This is a genomic window from Phenylobacterium sp. P4_E10 (assembly GCF_056401675.1).
The window spans coordinates 1-19,030 of the sequence record NZ_JBFUIW010000013.1; the positions used below are offsets into that span (position 1 = coordinate 1).

Below are 19,030 nucleotides of genomic sequence, written 5' to 3' on the forward strand. Positions count from 1 at the left end.
CAGCCGGCCGTTGATCCGGCCCCAGCCGGTCACCACCCCGTCGCCCGGCACCCGGTTGTCGGCCATCCCGAAGTCCACCGCCCGGTGCTCGACGAACATGTCGAACTCCTCGAACGAGCCCTCGTCCAGCAGCAGGTCCAGCCGCTCGCGCGCCGTCAGCTTGCCCTTGGCGTGCTGGCTCGCAATCCGCCGCTCGCCGCCCCCAAGCCGAGCCTCCCCACGACGCTTCTCTAGCTCTTCCAGGATGTGGCGGGCGCCCGCCGAGGGAAAATTGTGAAGCGGCTGAGTCACGTTCCGGCCTCCGTCCAACGCCCGGCATGGACGCCTTGACGCGATAGTCAGCCTGGATGGTGACGTCACGTGAATAGAAGCGCTATTGTAAAATTTGCCCTTCACAATTCCACAAACTGCGAAATTGCAAATGACTGGAAAGCTCTTCATTGGCCCCAAGGTTCGGCGCCTGCGCGAGACGCAGGGCTGGAAGCTGGAGCCCTGCGCCGCCCAGCTCGGCCTCTCGGTCAGCTACCTCTCACAGATCGAGGCCAACCAGCGGCCAGTGACCGCCCGGGTGCTGATATCGTTGATGCGGGTGTTCGGGGTCGACGCGGCCGAGCTGGACGCCGACGACGAGCAGCGCCTGATCGCCGACCTGCGCGAGGCGGCTGCCGAATGGAGCGGGGACGGCGCCTCCCCGCCCCTCCCTGAACTGAAGCAGATCGCGACCACGGCCCCGGCCTTCGCCCGCCACTACCTCAACCTCCACCGGGCGCATCGGCGGCTCGAGGAACGGCTGAACGTCACAGATCAGGCCCTTTCGTTGGACGAGACCGCGGCCGCCAGCGCCCTGCTGCCCTACGAGGAGGTGCGCGACTACTTCCACTACAAGAACAACTATGTCCACGCCCTCGACGTCGCAGCCGAGCAGCTGCACGAACGCTGCGCGGCGGGGGCGGCCCAGCGGCCGATGGAGGCCGTGCTCGAGGACTACCTGCGCGAGCGGCTGGGCGTGCAGGTGCGCTGGACGGCCGGCGGCGAGCTGATGCGCCGCTTCGACGCCCAGACCCGCGAACTGACTGTCAACGCCGCCCAGCCAGCGGAGACTCGCTCATTCCAGATAGCCTGCCACATCGTCGGTGAAGAGCTCGGCGAGCTCATCGAGGCCGAGCTTGCAGCCTCAGAGCTGCGCAGCGCGTCAGCGGTGGAAATCTGCCGGATCAGCCTGACCAACTACGCGGCCGGCGCCCTGCTACTGCCCTACGAGGCCTTCCGCCGAGCGGCGCAGGACATGCGCCACGACATCGATCGCCTTTGCCTGAAGTTCCAGACCAGCTTCGAGCAGACCTGCCACCGGCTCAGCACGCTGCAGCGACCGGGCCTGCGGGGCGTGCCTTTTTACTTCGTGCGGGTCGACCCAGCCGGCAACATCACCAAACGCCACAGCGCCACGCGGTTTCAGTTCGCGCGGTTCGGTGGCACCTGCCCGCTATGGAACGTGCACGAAGCGTTCGGCCGCGACGGCCAGATCCAGATCCAGGTGGCCGAGATGCCGGACGGCGCCCGCTACCTCTCCCTGGCCTGGAGCGTGCTCAAGCGCTCGGCCAGCCACGGGGCCCCAGATCGCCGCTACGCCTTGGCCCTGGGCTGCGAGATCCGGTACGCCGAGAGCCTCGTCTATTCCGACGGGGTGGACTTGAATGGCCCCCCTGCCCGGATCGGCGTCAGCTGCCGCATCTGCGAGCGCGACGACTGCACCCAGCGCGCCTTCCCGCCGGTGGATCGTGAGTTCAGCGTCTCGCGCTCGGAACGCTCGATCGTCCCGTTCACGCTGCGCTCTACGAAGGTCTGAAAAAAGGAGCTGGTGGGCCCGGTAGGACTCACTCGAACAGCGGCTTCGCACCAACAGCCGAGGTTGGCTTCTCGGCCGAAAGCTGACAGATCTCCACCAACAGAAACCGCGAATTCCAGGTCCCGTTCATGCAGTTTGACGACGTCATCCTCGGTCGCCGAAGCATCCGTGGTTACAAGCCCGATCCTGTTCCCAGAGCGCTGATCGAGGAGATTATCGGTCTGGCGATGCGGGCGCCGTCGTCAATGAACACCCAGCCGTGGAACTTCTACATCGTCACCGGCGAACCGCTGGATCGGATCCGCGCAGGCAACACCGAGCGGATGATCGCCGGCGTCCCGCAATCGCGCGAGTTCCGCACCGGCCAGGCATTCGAAGGCCCGCACCGCGACCGCCAGGTCGGCGTCGCCAAGCAGTTGTTCGCCGCCATGGGCATCGCCCGCGAAGACAAGGAGATGCGCCAGGACTGGGTGCTGCGCGGCTTCCGTCAGTTCGACGCCCCCGTCTGCGTGATCGTGACCTACGACCGGGCCCTGGACGGCAGCGACGACACGCCCTTCGACTGCGGCGCGGTGACTACCGCCCTGGTCAACGCCGCCTGGTCCCGCGGCCTGGGCGCCGTTATCAACAGCCAGGGCATCATGCAGTCCCCCGTGGTCCGAGAGCACGCCGGCATCGCCGACGACCAGGTCATCATGAAAAGCATCGCGCTGGGCTGGCCCGACGAGAGCTTCCCGGCGAATGCCGTAGTCTCCGAGCGCAAGGCGGTGGCCGAGGCGACCGTGTTCGTCGGTTTCGAGGAATAGGCGCGCGCTCGACTAGCCCGGATAGCCTGGTGGGCGCGGCGGCGGGCTGGCCTTCAAGTTACGCCCCACCGGCACCGGCGAATCGAGGTCTGAACCATGGCACAGCTCTGCGACGCGGGCCGGGTCCGGCGTCCAGAGCGCTGCGCCAGAGGACTGCATCTCAGCCAGCGCCTTCTTCTCGAAATGCCGCTTCAGAACGCCAAACGCCGCCGCAACCTGCTCCTCTTCCGAGGGAGGTGCAGCAATCTGGGCTCGAGCCCCAAGCCAAAGTCCAACGACCAGCGACACCACGCCTACGCTCAGTAAGCCGACGAGGTAACCCAGGAAGGCGGGCGAGACATCCATGACGATCTCCTCCTCCTCTAAATGGGAAGGCCTCCCATGGCCGCGCAAGCCCCTCGCTCGGTTGGCGTTGACGCCCAATGGCAGCTTCGCTGCCTTAGCGCGTATCCGTGCGCCCAGTTCTAGCCGGCCGCTGCAATGGTTTCCTTCATATCCAGGTCTGTCGCGTCCTCATCCTCAGGCGTGATGCAGCTCTCGATCATTTTCGCCAGCGGGCCGACATTTGGGTCTCTCAGCATTCCAAGATGGTCGCCATCGACCCACGGCGTCTCGACTGTCGAAGGATTGGACACTGTCCCCCAACCGAGGGTCGGATCGAGTTCCAGGGTTCGGCGCGCCAGCAGGCGCCGAGGTCGAGTGCGGAGGAGCGTTACAGGCGCGCTGATCTTGCCGCCTTCATACTTGCGGGCTGCGGCCATCCAGATGTCCCTCATCACCCGATAGCGATAATGCGACAGGCTGGAATTCCTGAACAGATGAAGCATCCAGCCGCGCATGATCTTGTTGCGCGCAGCGTTGGTGAGCCTTTCGAAAAAGAGAGGCAGGCCCTCATGCCTCAGCAACTGAAGTTCATCGAGCAGCCGCTCGCCCATTCCCAGCTTTACCATTGGCTGGAAATCCTTTGCGAAGCCCGGCGCATAGGTGTCGAGCACGAACAGCCTTTCGACCTCTTCACCCGCCGCCTCAAGCTGACGGGTCATTTCGAAAGCTGCGAATGAGCCGCCCGAGTAGCCGGCCAGCAGATATGGTCCCTTGGGCTGATGCCGGCGCATGTATCGAATATTCGCAGCGGCCATTTCCTCGATGGTTTCGTGCGGCGCGTGGCCGAGCACGCCACGCGTCTGGAAGCCCACCACCGCGCGGCGCCGCCCCAGTTGCGCTCCCAATTCCATCAGATTGTTGACGTTGCCGCCTACGCCGCCAGCGATGAACAGTGGGCGCTCGCCGAGATCGGGTCCGGGATGGATTACAGTGCTCGTATCCCAATCGGCGTCTGGATTAGCGTGGACGGGAGCCGGGCTGGAAGTTTCCAGCAATGCAGCAAGCTCGCGCAGCGTTTGGTTGCTGAACAAGGTCGAGAGCGGCAAGTCGTGCCCGAATTCGCTGCGGATGCGATCAAACAGCCGCACCGCCAGCAGCGAGTGCCCGCCCATCTGGAAGAAGTTGGTGCAGGCCGAAGTCACCTTCGCGCCCAATACTCCGGACCAGATATCGGCCAACCGCATTTCGATTTCGCCGCGCAGCGTCGTGTCGGCGTCGTCGTCTGCGCTCTGGCTGCGCAGGGCGGGTAGCGCGCGCCGGTCTGGCTTGCCGTTGGCGTTGAGCGGGATTTCGTCCGCCGCCACGAAGAAGGACGGGATGGAAAAGTCCGGCAGGCGCAAGGCAAGGAAGCGCCGCAGGTCGGCGGCCTGGGGCGCGGGCCCCTGCGCCACGAAATAGGCCACCAGCACCTTGTCCGACTGGCCTTGCGGCACGGTGGCCACTGCGACGGACTGGCGAATGGCCGGATGGGCGTCCAGCGCTTGCTCAACTTCGGTCAGCTCGACACGGAAGCCCCGAATTTTCACCTGCGTATCTGCCCGTCCGAAGAAGCGCAGGACACCATCGCCGGGGTTCAGCACAAGGTCGCCCGAACGGTAGAGTTTCAGCGTCGGGTCCCAGGGCGCCGTGACGAATTTCTCCGCCGTCAGTTCGGGTCGATCCCAATAGCCCAGCGCAAGGCCGCGCCCGGCTATGCACAATTCGCCGATGATGCCGTCCGGGACCGGATTCAAGTTCTCGTCGAGAATGTAGGATTGCGTGCCGGGGATTGCGCGGCCTATGGGCAGCGGCATGCCGCGTGACAGATCGGCTTGGGTGACCTTGTGCGCGTTGGTCACGGCGCTTTCAGTCGGTCCGTAGCCGTTGATGACGGTGACGTTCGGGCAGGTGGCCACGACACGCCTGACATGGGCGGGCGAGACGACGTCGCCACCGACTATGACTTGCTTCACGCCGGCGAATGTCTTTGGACGAACGTCTGCGACGGCATGGAACAGACCAGATGTCAGCCAAAGCGTGTTGACGCCGTGGCTCTGGATGGCGTCGGCAAGCTGCGAAATGGAGAGCGTTCCGTCCGGCGGAACCACCAGCGTTCCACCATGCAACAGCGATGCGAACAGATCGATGATCGACGTATCGAAGGCGAAGGACGAGGAGTGCAGCGTCACCGTCTCGTCCGACAGCTCCAGCCAGTCGGTGTCGCGCAACATCCGGATAATCGATCGATGCGGCAGCACGACACCCTTCGGCACGCCGGTCGTGCCGGAGGTGAACATCACATAGGCGATAGACTCGCCGTTGATTTCCACGGCGGGCGCGGCGGCGGGCGCCTGCGGGAACTCCCTCCAGTGGACGATGCGCACGCCTTCCAGCGCCGCCGGAGGGCAGTCGCCGAGCAGGATGGCGATGCCCGTATCGCGAGCCATGAAGCGCAGCCGGTCTTCCGGCAGACTGACATCGAAGGGCACGTAGCCTGCGCCGGCTTTCATGACGCCCAGCACCGCAACCACCAGCAACAACGAGCGGTTGGATGAAATCCCGACCAGCTGGCCCGGGCGAACGCCCGATGCGGCCAGCATCGCAGCCAGCGCGTCGGACCGCTGGTCAAGCTCGGCATAGGTCATGACCTGATCGCCGAAACGCACGGCGATCTTGTCTGAATACCGGCCTGCGACGCCGCCGAAGACTTCGGTGACCGTCTGCGGCGCTGCCGCTCCGGGATCGGCATGGGCGCCGCTGGCTGGGCCGATTTCGCGACCATGCGACAGCAGGGCGGCGATGGGCCGGTCCATCGCGTCCGGCGTTTCGGCGATGGTCCGAAGGAGCCTCAGCACATTGCCTGCATGAAGCCGGATGGTGGCTTCCTGGAAGAGATCGGTCTTGTAGTTCCAGGTCAGCTCCACGCGGCCGGGCGCATCAAACTGATTGAAGAACAGGTCGAAGAACTCGTGCCCGGTCGAGTTAACTTCGATGCGGGCGGGAGCGGCGCCTAGGGCGATGCTTTCCAGATCGGCCAAACCGTCGATGTTGACCACGACTGGCGCTAGCAGATGGCGCGCAGAATTGCGCGGAGCCTGCAGGTCGCGCATCAGCGCGCCATGGGTGTAGTTCTGGTGCTCCACCGCCTCGAGCATGTCCCGGCGCGCCTGGTTCAGCAGGTCGCGCAGCGAGGCGTCGCGGTCGATGGCAGCGCGTACCGGCAGGAAGCTGACGCCATGTGCGACAACGTTTTCCAGACCGTGTCCGACCTGTCCTGCGACCGGAATCCCGACGGCCACGTCGGGTGAGCCCACCATCAGCGACAGGTAATAGCGAAAGCTGGCGAAGATCAGGTTGCGCAGCGGCGTATCCGCCCGTTGGGCAAAGCGGCGCAACGCCGCTTCCAGATCGCCGTCGAGTCGGGTGACCACGCTCGCGGCCGCGGTCGTCGGCGTCGCCGAATGCGGCTTGTCGAAGGTCAGATCCATGACCGGCAGCGAGCCGGAATATTTTTCCAGCCAGAACCGGCGATGCGCTTCGGCCTCGGCGGAGCCGATCCATTGCGCTTCGGCCTCGACCAGATCGCTGATGCCCTGAGCCGGCGGCAGAATGGCGGGCTTGCCTTGCAGCGCCGCCGTGTAGAGCGCGGCGAGGTCGCGCATGAGAACACCAGCCGACCAGCCATCACAGACCATGTGATGCACGATCAGTATGAGTTCCGAGCGCCCTTCCGGCAGACGTAGCGAAAGTACGCGCAGCAGTCGGCCGCTCGACAGGTCGAACGGTGCGCCAGCCGCCTCGCGCAGAAGCGTATCGCGCTGCGCCTCAGCCTTCTCGCCGAGCCGGGACAGATCGTTCTCACTCAATTCGAAGCCGCCCTGCGGCCCGATGGTGAGCGTCGCGCCTTCGAGATCGAAGGAAGCGCGCAGCACCTCATGTCGGTCGATCAGCGCGTTGAGCGCAGAGCGTAAGGCAGGAAGTTCGATCCCGCCTGCAATGTGCATGGAATAGGACAGGTTGTAGGCGATGAGCGTCGAACGATCGACGAGGATGCTGCCGGCAATTTCGCGCTGGCCTTCGGTCATCCCGATCTGTCGCGGTTCTAAGCTCCCATTTCTGCCGGGGAGCATCGCCGGAACGTTCGCAGCCTGGTGTGGCAGGGCCGCGCCGGCTCCAAGCAGGGCGGCGAAGACTTCGAGGCGCGGCGCTTCGAACAGCTTACCGAGCGGCAGCGACACGCCAAAATCCTTGCGCACCCGCGCAATCATTCGGACCGCGTTCAGCGAATGGCCGCCTAGCGCGAAGAAGTCGTCCTCGGGCGCAATGCCGGACACACCCAGGATATCACTCCATATGGCGGCCAGGCGTGCGGTCACCGGATCGGCGATTTCCTGCTCCGGCCTGTTCTGGCGGTGCGGCTTGCCGGCGTCGGCGGTCTCGAGCATGGCAAGCCGGACTAGGTCGATCGAGACCGGCGACACCACGATCTGACGCGCTGTATGGTCGAACACTCGGGCGAACAGCTCGGGCGCTTCCAAACGCCGGATGCCGGTGGAGAGAATCTGGCTGCTGACGCTCTGGCGCGGCTGGGCCGCAGCGAGCCCGCCGGCGGCGATTGCGCGCAGGGCGAAATCGTCGAGCTGCACCAGCACGGCGCCGTCCATGTCGCAGATGGCCACCCTGAACGACGCAAACCGCCCCGCCTCGCTCGCGATCAATTCGGCATGAGCGACGATGTGGTCGGCCAGCGGCGCGAACACCTGCATCCGGCCCGCCGACATCGGCGCATAGAGGTTGCCGTTCAGGGGAACCAATGCCAGGCCGATCGTCGCCGCCATGTCGAGCAGGGCAGGATGCATCGGGTGAACGGCAAGGTCGCCATGGAAGGCCTCGGCCAGCGCGAACTCGGCCGCGACATGGTTCTGCGCCACGCGGATCTCGCCTACGCAGTTCCAACGCGGGCCGAAGCCAATCAGCCTGTTCTGCAGGGGCTGGCCACTGGCGGCGGAAACCGGCCAATCGGAAACGCTCAGCGGGTCCGGGCGGGCAGTCGGGGCGTCCAGCGCAACGAGGCGCGCGCGCATGTGCTCGACCGGCTCCGCGCTCATTCCGGCGCGGCTTTCGATCACCAGTTCATAGCCGTCCGGCGCGGGAACGAGCCGCAACACAACGCGGCGCGGCAAGCGCTCGAAGGTCATGGCGGAGGTGAACTGCAGCGCGTCGAGCGCGAATGGACGCTGCGCCATCACCGCGCGCCCGGCGGCATGTGCAAGCTCCATATAGGCTGAGCCGGGCAGAACCGGCGCACCGTCCACGACATGTTCGGCGACGCGCCAATCCGCTTCCGGGTCGATGACGGTCTCGAACAGGATCGAGCCGTCCACGACATCCTTGCGGCTGCCGAGCAGGCCGTCTCCGTCCGCGACCGAGCCCGCGCCATAGGCGCGCGCGGCCATGCCGATGTCGCGCCACGCCCCCCACGCGATCGAGAATCCATCCTTGCGGCTGGCCGCGATGGCTTCCAGCGCGGCATTGGCCCCTGCGTAGGACGCCTGCCCTGCGCCGCCCAGCAGAACCGAGGTCGAGGAAATGACCGCGAAGAAATCGAGGCTGCCCTCGGGGTAGAGTCGATCGAGAGTGCGCGCGCCGGTCAGCTTCGGCGCCATGACCGCAAGCGCCGCTTCAAGCGGCTGGAGGGCCAGCGGCGCATCGTCCAGAACGCCAGCCGCGTGAACGATTCCGTTCAGCGCGCCGAAGCGTTCGGCGGCGGCGTCCAGCGCCAGCGCGGTTGCATCGAAGTCGGCAAGATCGGCCGCGACGAACATGACCTCACCGCCATGCGCCTCGATTTCGGCGCGGAGGGAGGCGTCCTCACTGGCGTTGCGCGACAGCACGATCAGCCGCGCCTGCGCCGCTTCTGCCAGCCAGCGGACCATTTCGCGGCCAATCGCGCCCGTGCCGCCCGTGATCAGATAGGCGCCGTTCTTGCGCAGGCGCCGCGGCAAATCCCGCGGCTTGACGACCGGGGCGGAGGTGCGCGACCGAACGAAACGGCTCTTGCGCAGCGCCACATGGTCAGCCTCGCCGGGGGCGGCCGCTTCCGCCAGAAGGGCGTCCAGGTCGGCGCCTTCGCCGAAATCGACCAGCACGGAGGTCAGACCTGGAATTTCGCGCGGGGCGACCCGGACCGGGCCGAGCAGCGCGCCAGCCTGCGGGTTGGGGGCCGGCTCGCCCGCAATGCTCGCCGAGCCCTGCACGACGAAACTCAGATGCGTTTCGCCCCCCAAGCCCGCCTGTTGCAGCAGGCGAGCGAGGAGATATGCGCCGGAAAACGCCTTGCCGGTAAGGCTGGGATCAACGCCCCACAGATAGAGGATACGAGCAGGAGCAGACTGCAGCGTATTGGACAGCGCGTCGAAATCTTCCTGCGCGTCGGGGCGCACGGTGAAACCGTGGTCGCTTTGGCCAAAGCCGGCGCCGGTGCGAACAGTAACGATGCGCGCGCCATTCGCTCCCAGTCGCGCCAGCACGGCCTCGGAAAGGGCGTCGCCGCCGGCGAAAACCAACCAGTCGCCGTCCAGCCTCGGTCCTGCGTCGTTGCGCGCCTGTTCGCTCCAGCCGAGTTTCTCGAACCATTGCAGAAGCTCTGGCCGGCGCACCAGCAGCGGCGCTTCCTCCGCGTCTTCGCGGGCCGCGCCACGCCCCGGCTCGACCCAGTGCCGCTCCTTTGCAAACGTATAGGTCGGCAGCGAAACGCGCGCGCCATCCGCCGGGACGGCCAGCGACCAGTCCACATCCACGCCGTTGGCCCAAACTCCGCCAAGCGCGGCGAGCGCAACGCCGGCTTCGTCATTCGCGTCGCGCGGACGCGGCGAGGAATAAAGCACTGCGCGCGGTGGAACCGGCGCGTTGCAGGCTTCCAGCAGGGGACCGAGCGTCTGGCCCGGTCCAACCTCGATGACGATGCTCGGCTGAGCGTCCAGAACCGTGCGCGCGGCATCGGCGAAGCGCACTGTACTGCGCAGATGCTGCACCCAGTATTCAGACGAGCAGAGATCGTCGCCCTCGGCCCAGTCGCCGCGCATCGACGACGCCATCGGCACGGTCGGCCTTTCAAAGGCCACGCCAGCGAACCCGGCGCGGAACGTCTCCAGCTGGCCGTCCAGTTGCCGCGAGTGAGCCGCGACCTCGATGTGGATGCGTCGCGCTTCCACACTGGCCTTAGCCAGGTCTTCTTCCAGCCGCTCGATGTCGGCGGTCTGGCCGGAGAGCACAGTCGTTTCGTCGGAGTTGATGGCCGCAATATCCAGCTTGTCGCCGAGATAGGGCCGCACGCGGTCCACCGACAGCGGCACGGACGTCATGGCGCCCTCGGGCGCTTCGTCCATCACCCTGCCGCGCAGCGTGACGATCTTCAGCGCATCTGCAAGCCGCATGGCGCCCGCGGCGACCGCGCCCGCATACTCGCCAACGGAATGGGCAAGAACGGCGTCTGGCTTCACGCCCCAGGAACGCCAGAGCTCCGTATAGGCGTATTCGAGAATGAACAGCGCCGGTATCGCATAACCTGAGCGTTCGAGCTTCGCCTTCGCTTCCGTGTCGTCGCGCTCGCGGCGGAACATGATCTCATAGAGGTCTGCGGGGGCGCTCGGCGGCAGGACGGCGAAGCACGCGCGCACGGCTTCGGCAAAGGCCGGAAAGGCCGCCAGCATTCCCGCGCCGGCGCCGGGATATTGCGCGCCGCCGCCCGGATAGAGAAACACGATGCGCGGAGCGCTGTCCCCGGCGCTGCCCTGCTGCCGATAGGCGGAGCTGCGCGCACTGATCGCCGCCTCCAATTCCTGCGCATCGCGGGCGGCGATGGCGAAGCGCTCGCCGAAGGCACGGCGGCCCTCGCGCAGCGTGAAGGCAATGTCGCGCAACCCCGGAACGTCGCCGCCAAGCCAGGCGGTCCAGCGCTCGCGGGTCCGATCGAGATCGGCCTTCGTGCGGGCGCTGAAGGGAAACAGCCTCCACGCACCATCATCTGGCTGCGCCTCGCGGCGCTGCGCTTCCTCCACGATCACGTGCGCGTTGGTGCCGCCGACGCCAAGCGAATTGACCGCGGCGCGCAGCGGGCCGCTACGGTCCCATGCGCTGCCTTGCGCGACTACGCGAAACGGGCTGCCGTCAAAGTCGAACCGGCTGTTGGGCTTCGCGAAATTCAGGCTGGCGGGCAGCGTGCGGTGACGCATCGCCTCGACGACCTTGATTAGGCTGGCGCACCCTGCGGCGGTGTCGAGATGACCGATATTGGTTTTGACCGAACCGATGCCGATGCCGGCCTTTTGCACGCCGCCATAGACCTGCTGGAGCGCGGCAAGCTCGATCGGGTCGCCAATCGGCGTTCCCGTCCCATGCGTCTCGATATAGGAAATGTCGCCGGGACGCAGACCCGACAGCGCCAGCGCCTCCGCCGCCGCTTCCGCCTGCCCGTCCACCGACGGGGCGAGATAGCTGGCCTTGCCCGATCCGTCATTGTTGACCGCGCTGGCGAGGATCACGGCCTTGATGTCGTCGCCATCGGCCACCGCGTCCTCGTAGCGGCGCAGCACCACCAGCGCCGCGCCGGAGCCGAACACCGTACCCTTGCTGTCGTCGTCAAAGGCGCGGCAAAGCCCGTCCGGGGACAGGATTTCGCCTTCGCTGTAGGCGTAGCCGATGCGGTGCGGCAGTTCGATGGTCACACCGCCCGCGATGGCCATGTCGCATTCCATGTTGAGCAGCGAAGAAATGGCCGTATGCACGGCCACCAGCGACGTCGAACAGGCGGTCTGTACTGCGACGGACGGACCGGTGAGGTTCAGCAGGTAAGACAGGCGGGTGGTGAGAAAATCCTTGTCATTGCCGGTGTGGCGCAACAGGAACAGGCCGATTTCCTCGACCAGATCGGGATTGCTCAGCAGGTTGAACGGCAGATAGGCCTGCATCCCCGAGCCGGCGAACACGCCGATGCGGCCGTCGAACTTTTCCGGCACGTAGCCGGCGTCCTCAAGGGCCTCCCAGCCGCACTCCAGAAAATGCCGATGCTGGGGGTCGAGGATCGAGGCCTCGCGCGGGGAAAAACCGAAGAACCCTGCATCGAAGTATTCCATGTCCGGCAGGATGTTGGCCACGCGCACATAGTTCGGGTCGGCAAGCTGGCGACGGCTGACGCCACGCGCCAGTAGCTCGGCGTCGGTGAGCCGCTGCGCGGCGCCGCGCGCATCTCTCAGCATCGCCCAGAATTCATCGACATTGCGCGCCGAGGGAAACCGGCCCGCCCGTCCGACGATGGCTATTCGATTGCCAGGCGCCGCGCCGGCATCGTGTCGATCCCCGTCCCCGATCATTGATCTTGCCTGCGGCCCATTCTGGCCAGCCGCGCGGCGGCGCGCGCAGCTCCTCTGTCGGCTGCGGTGTTGGCCTGGCCGGCGTCGCTTGAAAGATGCGCCGCGATCGCGCGAACCGTCGGGAACCGGAAGATGTCCGTGATCGCGATGTCGCGCGCAAAATGCTCCTTCATGCGTCGCTGCATCTGCACGGCCAGCAATGAGTGCGCACCGAGATCGAAGACATTTTCGGTTACCGAGATCTCATCAAGGCCAAGGGCCTCCTTCCAGATCACCGCCACCGCCGCTTCCGTGTCGCCCGCAGCCGCGACCATTTCACCACGTCCCGAAACGGCCTTGGGAAGCGGCAGGGCCTGCCGATCGATCTTGCCGTTCGGCGTCATCGGCATTCGGTCGAGAAAGACGATCTGCGAGGGCCGCATGAACTCCGGCAGCTTTTCCGCCAGACGCGCCCGCAGGTCGCGCTCGTAAGGCGGCGACGCGTCCGCCGTGATGTAGGCGACAAGCCGCATGTCGCTTGCGCCGAACTCCACCACCTTGACCGCCGCCTGCCGGACCGTATCGGTTTCGGCGATGACCGCCTCGATCTCGCCAAGCTCGATGCGATGGCCTCGGACCTTCACCTGATTGTCGATCCGCCCAAGAAATTCCAGCGCGCCATCGCGCTGCATCCGCACAAGATCGCCCGTGCGATACCAGCGCTGGCCGTCGCGCTCGACGAAACGATCCGCCGTCAGCTCGGGCCGCTTCCAATAGCCCCGCGAAACGCCCGCGCCAGAGATCCACAGCTCGCCTTCCATCATGCGGGGCGCGACCTGCCCGCCGGGCGCGCGCACGCTCAAGTCGGTATTGGCGATCGGCTGGCCGAGCGGAACCCGCTCGCCCACCTCATCGAGCGCAGCGACCGACGACCAGATCGTCGTCTCGGTCGGACCGTACATGTTGAGCAGGCGGCCCGCGATGCTGGCGCGCAGATCGCGGGCGAGGTCGGGCGCCAGCGCCTCTCCGCCGACCATTAGGCAGTCGAGCTGTTGGAGGGCGCGCTTTCCCCACGCATCGGCGGTGAGATAGGCGGCCATCGACGGCGTGCATTGCAGATGGGTGACGCCGTTCTGGACAATGTCTTCGGCCACCGAACTCTTGTGGCCGACGCCGCCTTCCCTTTCGAGTTCGCTCATCAGAGTGCGAATGTGCTTGAGGTTCGCCAGCACGGTTTCGGGCTCGATGCCGAAGTCGATCAGGCAGGCGATCTCATCGACGCCCGCCGCCGCCACGTCGCGCACGATTTCCTTTCCCGTCTCCGGCGTGCCGAACAGGCCCGACCGCCGGTAGTACCGCTCGAAAGCGTGATCCAGCAGCGCATCGAGCTCTTCCGGTTTCAGGCCCTCGCTCTCGAACACCTGCTGCGGGCTGCGGCCCGTGGCTTCGGCCCGCGAAACGAAGGTCGGGAAAGTCCACGACGCGCGGCGCACCAGATCGACGGCGCTGTTCAGATAGGACTTCATCGGCTGGCGCGCGGTTTCCAGCACGGTTTCCTCATCGTCGGAAACGAACGTGTGCAGCATCAGGACGACGTGACCGTCGCCTTCGAAGCCCGCCGCGGCGCGCGCCTGACGATAGGCGGCGATCTTGTCCTTCAGCTCCTCGATGGACTGCCCGAGCAGATGGGTGAGCACGCCACATCCCAGACGGCCGGCCTCGACGAAAGTTTCGAGACTTCCCGCCGCCGTGATCCAGACCGGGAATTCCTTCTGCACGGGGCGCGGATGGATGTTCACCGCAACCGGCTTGCCGTCATGGCCGGGAAACTCCACCGCCTCGCCCGCCCACAAGCGGCGAAGCGTTTCGACCGTGCCCAGCGCAATCGACTTCCGCTCGGCGAAGTTTTCGGGACGCAGGATGAAATCGTCGGGCTGCCAGCCAGAGGCGATCGCGATACCTGCGCGCCCCCCTGACAGGTTGTCGACCAGCGCCCAGCTCTCGGCGATGGAAACCGGATGATGCAGCGGCGCGACCACCGAACCGGCCCGCAGCTTGATGTTCTTCGTCATGCCCGCCAGCGCAGCGGCGCTGATCGCCGGGTTCGGGTACAACCCGCCGAAGGCGTGGAAATGACGCTCTGGCGTCCAGATCGCCTCGAAGCCGTTTTGATCAGCAAAACGCGCGCCTTCGAACAAGACGCGATAGTCGTCGGCGCCCGCCGCACCCGATTGCGCCGCGAAATAGAATAGCGAAAAGGCGGGAATGTCAGCCTTGCCGCCCCGGCCCTGCAACACGATGGTCGCGCCGCGCGTCAGCGTCCACAGAAGCTCCAGCACGGATATGTCGAACGACATGGACGTGACCGCCAAAAGCCGCGCCCCGGGTTCGAGCGGCGCCGCACGGTCCATGCCCGCAAAGAAATTCGTGACATTGCGATGCTCGATCATCACGCCTTTCGGCCTGCCGGTCGAACCGGACGTGTAGATCAGGTAGGCCATGTCGGCAGGCATGCCCTGCAAGCCTGCGAAATCCTGCCCGGCCTCGTGTGACACCACGCGCGCGGCGTCAAGAAAGGCGGGCAGGGTTGCGCCCGTATCCGCCACTACAAGCGCGGCCCCGGAATCTTCGACCATGAAGGCGATGCGACCTGGCGGGTACGAAGGGTCGAGCGGTAGATAGGCCGCGCCCGTCTTGAGAATGGCCAGCATGGCAACCACAAGATCGGCGCTGCGGTCGAGATAGAGGCCGACCACCGAGCCCGGTCTCGCGCCGCGCGCGGCCAAAGCGCCCGCCAGACGCGCCGCCCTCTCCTCAAGCTCGTGGTAGGTGAGTTTGCTGCCGCCATCTTCGATGGCGATGGTTTCCGGCATGTCCTGCGCCGTCTTGGCGATCAGCGCATGGATCGTGTCCGGATTCTCGGCCGGTCCGTCTGCGGAGGAGAAGGAGATGTCGCTACCCAATGGAAGGGAGGACAACACCGCCTGCGGCGAACCGAGAAATGCGTTGCAGAAGGCGCTGAAGTCCGCAGCGATCGCACTCAATACTTTGGGCGGATAGAGGCCGGCGCGGATGCTGAGCGCTGCCGGGGCGGCGCAGAGCGCCATGTCGGCTTCCGCGACGCTCAGCTGGCCGGCGACGACCGTGCCAAGGGCGGAAAGGGGCTCTCGCGCCACCGCTTGCTCAAGCCGCAAGGGCAGGTCGGCCGCCATCGGCGCTTGCGCCTGCGCCCGGCGCAAGGCGTCCGCATAGGCGTCGAACGCGGACTGCGCCGTGTCGGCAGGGTCGAGGTCCACCGTGATCGGGAAACGCCGCGACAAGGCGGAACATGCCGGTTCAGCCGCCATCGCGAGCGTGACGCGCGGCTGGCCGGTAGTGGACGCCAGCCACGCGGCCCATGCCGCGCCAAGAGCGCCCGCCGACACCTGCTCAATGGCGAGCGCGGCCTGCCCGGCCTCGGCCGCATGATCGCGGGGATAGGGAGGAAGCAGGGCGTTGGCGCTTTCAAGCGCGCCCTCCCAGAATGCTTCCGATAAGCCGACGCTGCGCAGCGTCGCGGCGTCGACCGGGACGAGCGGCGTCAGCACCCCGCCCACCGAGACGCCAAGCTCCCTGGGGTCGACGTCCCCGCCGTCCATGCCAGTGAGGCCGGTCAGCGCAATCGCGCCATCCCCAGCCATGAGCGTGACTGACCTCTCGTCGAGAGCGAGAACCTGGCCCGGCTCGCCGCTGGCCTCGCCCACGCGTTCCAACTTGCGGACCGCCAGCAGCCTGTCGCCCACCAGCACCTTGGGCAAGGCCAGAGGATTGCGCCACGCCCCGAAGTCCAGGGCCCGCACCATCCGGCAAAGCTCCGTCGCGGGCCGCGTGAAGTCCAGAACACCGAAATTGGCAGGACGTTTGGCACGCGCATACCAGCCGCGCTCCCCGCTCAACGGCGCGGGGTCCAGCCGCCCGGCGATAAGATCGACTAGCAGTTCGCGGAAGGTTTCTTCGCCCGCCTCATAGCAGCGGAGGTTCAGGCTGAACGCCGTCTCATATGGCGCCATCGCAAAGCGGCGCGACTTCAGCGCACGGCCCGCATCGACCGCCTCGACCATCTCATGCCAGGTCACGGCATGCTCATTGGCGCCTTCGAGGATCGCCCAGGCGGGCGCGTTCAGGCCGCCGCGCCCAGGAAGTGGGCCGTCGTGGAAGTTGATCGCCATAACCCGCGCGGCGGCGAGCGTTTCAGGCCCCAGCACGGTGAGGTTCGCCACGCTGAAAAGGTAGTCCGCCCCGCCTTGCTCCAGTTCCGGCCTGCCGGGGACGCCGCGCAGGCAATGGCCCTGCTCCCGCGCCCACGCGACGATCTGGGGGGCCGCCGTGACAATGCCCGCTACCTGCCCGCCTGCCTGAAGGAACGCCTCCGCACAGCGGATCAGAAGCGTGCCGTCTCCCACAAAATAGGCGGTTTTCGTCGACATTTGGAACCGTCCGGGGTTCGGCCATTCAGGCCGATAGGGATTTCCTACGATAGGTGAGCGGATCTAGCTGCACGCCGAGTAGAACAGCTTGTGCGATGAATATACAGAGGCTGCTCACGTCAGATAGTTAACCGGGACACCTCGATGCGCAGCGCGCGCCATCAGATTCCGCCGTCGTAAACTGATCGAAACGACAGGATCGCGCCCCGGCGAATTCATCAGCGAAGGACATGCTGCAAAGCCCAGTCGTGATCGGACCGGAAAGATCAACTTGGATGCCGGACGGGGCTCGCTTCCTGGATGTGGGTGCTCGGCCACTGAGACCGGTGCAATCGTTGGAGCGGCATCCAACTCTGACGTTTTGGCATGGCCGCACCACACCGCCCTAGGCGTCGCGCACCTGGCAACGGACGCGGCTAACTAGTGAAGCTTGATGTCGTCGCGTTGAGGCTTTTGTAGCGAGCGGATGACACGGCGGCGTAGCCAACCAACACGGGCGAGTGAGAACCGACGCGTGCTCGCCTGGCCGAACGATGCCTCCTCCTTTTGAAGGAGGCGCAACACCTTGCCGGCCGCCTAAGGCAGAGCCTCCCCTCCGGCCGGAGACTTCCGATGCGCCTGCACCTTCTCCTCGTTTCCACCACCTTCGTCGCGCTCGCCGCGGCGACAGTCCCCGCCGTCGCGCAGGACGCCGAGTTCGAACGGCTTAGGGCCGCCGCCAGGAAGCACGAAGCCGAACGCGCCAAGGCCCCGCCGCCGCCGCCCGCCGCGCCCCGGCGCTCGGGCCCGTCGCTGGCGACCTACCTGCCGAGCGCACCCAGCGGCTGGAAGATGCGTCGAAGCCCGTTCGACGACGGTCACGGCCTGATCGACCTGTCGCAGCAGGCCTCGGTGGACTACGTTCAACTGAACGGCGCCAGCGGTCCCTCGCTCGAGGTCACCCTGCTCGCGCATAGCACCACCATCGGCGGCGGCGCACCCAAGCTGGGGGCAGACAAATACAGCGGGTTCGTGACCTCGCAGGTCTCGGTCGGCGGTCGCACCGGCTACCTGGCCTGGAACGCCGCGTCCAAGTCCGGAAAACTCAGCCTCAGCGTCGGGCGCCACCAGGTGCTGGTCGAGGGCCGCGAAGTGGCTCCCGCTGCCCTCACCGCGCTGGCGGCCCGGATCGATATGGTCAAGTTGTCGGCGCTCTGACGACCAGGGGAGGATCGGGCAGTCGGCCCCATCCTCCACCGATCCGTCGAGAACCCCGGAGCGTTACGGCGCGCGCACGAGCTCCACGCGGCGGTTCTTCGCTCGCCCTTGGTCGGTGTCGTTGCCGCCCACCGGACGGCTGTCGCCGAGGCCTTCGGTCGTCAGGCGCATGCCGTCGATCCCGTTTCGCACCAGCCAAGCCTTCACCGCCGCGGCGCGCTGTTGCGACAGCGTAAGATTGGTGGCCGCCCCGCCAACATTGTCGGTGTGCCCCTCGATCTTCAGCTTCAGCTCCGGGTGGGCGCCGAGGAGCTCGCGCACCTGAGTCAGGACCGCCTCCGAGTCCGCGCCGATCGCCGCTTTGTTGGTCTCGAAGTTGATCCCATAGACCGCCACGCGGCCATCGGCGTTCAGGCCGGCATACAGCGAGGACGCATCGACGGCGTAGACCTGCTCCATCTGCTGCGGCTCGACAATGGTCACCGCCGAAACGGGCTCGCCGACGTTCGGATCGATGACGATGTTCACGTAAAGGGCCGGCTGGCCGTTCTTCAGCATCTGGAAGGCGCCGAAGTAAGAGCCGTCGCGCGCGTCGTCCATCGACGGCAGGGACGCGACCTTGCCGACCACCACCGTCGTGAAGCCCGCGGTCTTCAGGGCGGTCTCGAAGTTGCGGATGACCTGTAGCGCCGAGACGTTGCCCTTGTGGATGTAGAAGTATTTGTAGAAGTGACCTTCGACGTCCTTGCGGGTGACCTTCGGCTTCGGGGTCGCCGCGTAGCCGACCACGAGATTGACCGAGTCGAACTCCTTTTCCTGGAAGCTGTCGATCAAGGCGCCGGGATAGTGCCGGACGACAGGGTGCTCCCTGACCTCGCTGGGATCCATCTGGGCGAGCGCAGGCCCGGCGGCGAACAGAAGCGCGCCGGCTGCAGTCGCGGCGAAGAGGCGACGAAAAGTCATGATGTCTCGTGGGCTGGGGGAACAAAGCCCTTCGGATAG

8 protein-coding genes are annotated in these 19,030 nt (G+C 66.3%); 3 read left to right on the forward strand and 5 right to left on the reverse strand.

The window, feature by feature from the left end; genetic code table 11:
* On the reverse strand, window positions 1-291 hold a 291-nt coding region (locus AC1DQJ_RS15305; protein WP_477604779.1), incomplete at its 3' end, for a carboxyl transferase domain-containing protein.
* Between the two features lie 130 nt (window positions 292-421).
* Here AC1DQJ_RS15305 and AC1DQJ_RS15310 point away from each other — a divergent pair.
* The gene (locus tag AC1DQJ_RS15310; protein ID WP_477604781.1) at window positions 422-1,846 is read left to right on the forward strand and encodes a helix-turn-helix domain-containing protein; all 1,425 of its coding nucleotides are present in this window, start codon (window positions 422-424) and stop codon (window positions 1,844-1,846) included.
* A gap of 128 nt (window positions 1,847-1,974) precedes the next feature.
* Window positions 1,975-2,652, forward strand: a complete 678-nt coding sequence (locus AC1DQJ_RS15315; RefSeq protein ID WP_477604783.1) for a nitroreductase — start codon at window positions 1,975-1,977, stop codon at window positions 2,650-2,652.
* 12 nt (window positions 2,653-2,664) lie between these two features.
* Here the strand turns inward: AC1DQJ_RS15315 and AC1DQJ_RS15320 are convergent, their stop codons facing one another.
* The 3 genes from AC1DQJ_RS15320 to AC1DQJ_RS15330 form a co-directional block, all read right to left on the reverse strand.
* Window positions 2,665-2,997 (reverse strand): hypothetical protein, encoded by a 333-nt coding sequence (locus tag AC1DQJ_RS15320; RefSeq protein WP_477604785.1) that lies wholly within the window; start codon window positions 2,995-2,997, stop codon window positions 2,665-2,667.
* A 119-nt stretch (window positions 2,998-3,116) separates the two neighbouring features.
* Window positions 3,117-12,386, reverse strand: a complete 9,270-nt coding sequence (locus tag AC1DQJ_RS15325; RefSeq protein WP_477604787.1) for an amino acid adenylation domain-containing protein — start codon at window positions 12,384-12,386, stop codon at window positions 3,117-3,119.
* Complete coding sequence (locus AC1DQJ_RS15330) at window positions 12,383-16,831, reverse strand: MupA/Atu3671 family FMN-dependent luciferase-like monooxygenase (protein WP_477604789.1); 4,449 nt, start codon at window positions 16,829-16,831, stop codon at window positions 12,383-12,385. The genes AC1DQJ_RS15325 and AC1DQJ_RS15330 overlap by 4 nt, the downstream gene beginning before the upstream one ends.
* 612 nt (window positions 16,832-17,443) lie before the next feature.
* Here AC1DQJ_RS15330 and AC1DQJ_RS15335 point away from each other — a divergent pair.
* Complete coding sequence (locus tag AC1DQJ_RS15335) at window positions 17,444-18,028, forward strand: hypothetical protein (protein ID WP_477604791.1); 585 nt, start codon at window positions 17,444-17,446, stop codon at window positions 18,026-18,028.
* A gap of 63 nt (window positions 18,029-18,091) precedes the next feature.
* Here AC1DQJ_RS15335 and AC1DQJ_RS15340 read toward each other — a convergent pair whose 3' ends face one another.
* Window positions 18,092-18,991: an OmpA family protein gene (locus tag AC1DQJ_RS15340; protein ID WP_477604793.1), complete on the reverse strand. Its 900-nt coding sequence runs from the start codon at window positions 18,989-18,991 to the stop codon at window positions 18,092-18,094.
* Between the last annotated feature and the right edge of the window lie 39 nt (window positions 18,992-19,030).

Coding starts and splice junctions, on each gene's coding strand:
- AC1DQJ_RS15310 (WP_477604781.1), top strand. CDS start 422: ATGACTGGAAAGCTCTTCATTGGCCCCAAGGTTCGGCGCCTGCGCGAG.
- AC1DQJ_RS15340 (WP_477604793.1), bottom strand. CDS start 18,991: ATGACTTTTCGTCGCCTCTTCGCCGCGACTGCAGCCGGCGCGCTTCTG.
- AC1DQJ_RS15325 (WP_477604787.1), bottom strand. CDS start 12,386: ATGATCGGGGACGGGGATCGACACGATGCCGGCGCGGCGCCTGGCAAT.
- AC1DQJ_RS15330 (WP_477604789.1), bottom strand. CDS start 16,831: ATGTCGACGAAAACCGCCTATTTTGTGGGAGACGGCACGCTTCTGATC.
- AC1DQJ_RS15320 (WP_477604785.1), bottom strand. CDS start 2,997: ATGGATGTCTCGCCCGCCTTCCTGGGTTACCTCGTCGGCTTACTGAGC.
- AC1DQJ_RS15335 (WP_477604791.1), top strand. CDS start 17,444: ATGCGCCTGCACCTTCTCCTCGTTTCCACCACCTTCGTCGCGCTCGCC.
- AC1DQJ_RS15315 (WP_477604783.1), top strand. CDS start 1,975: ATGCAGTTTGACGACGTCATCCTCGGTCGCCGAAGCATCCGTGGTTAC.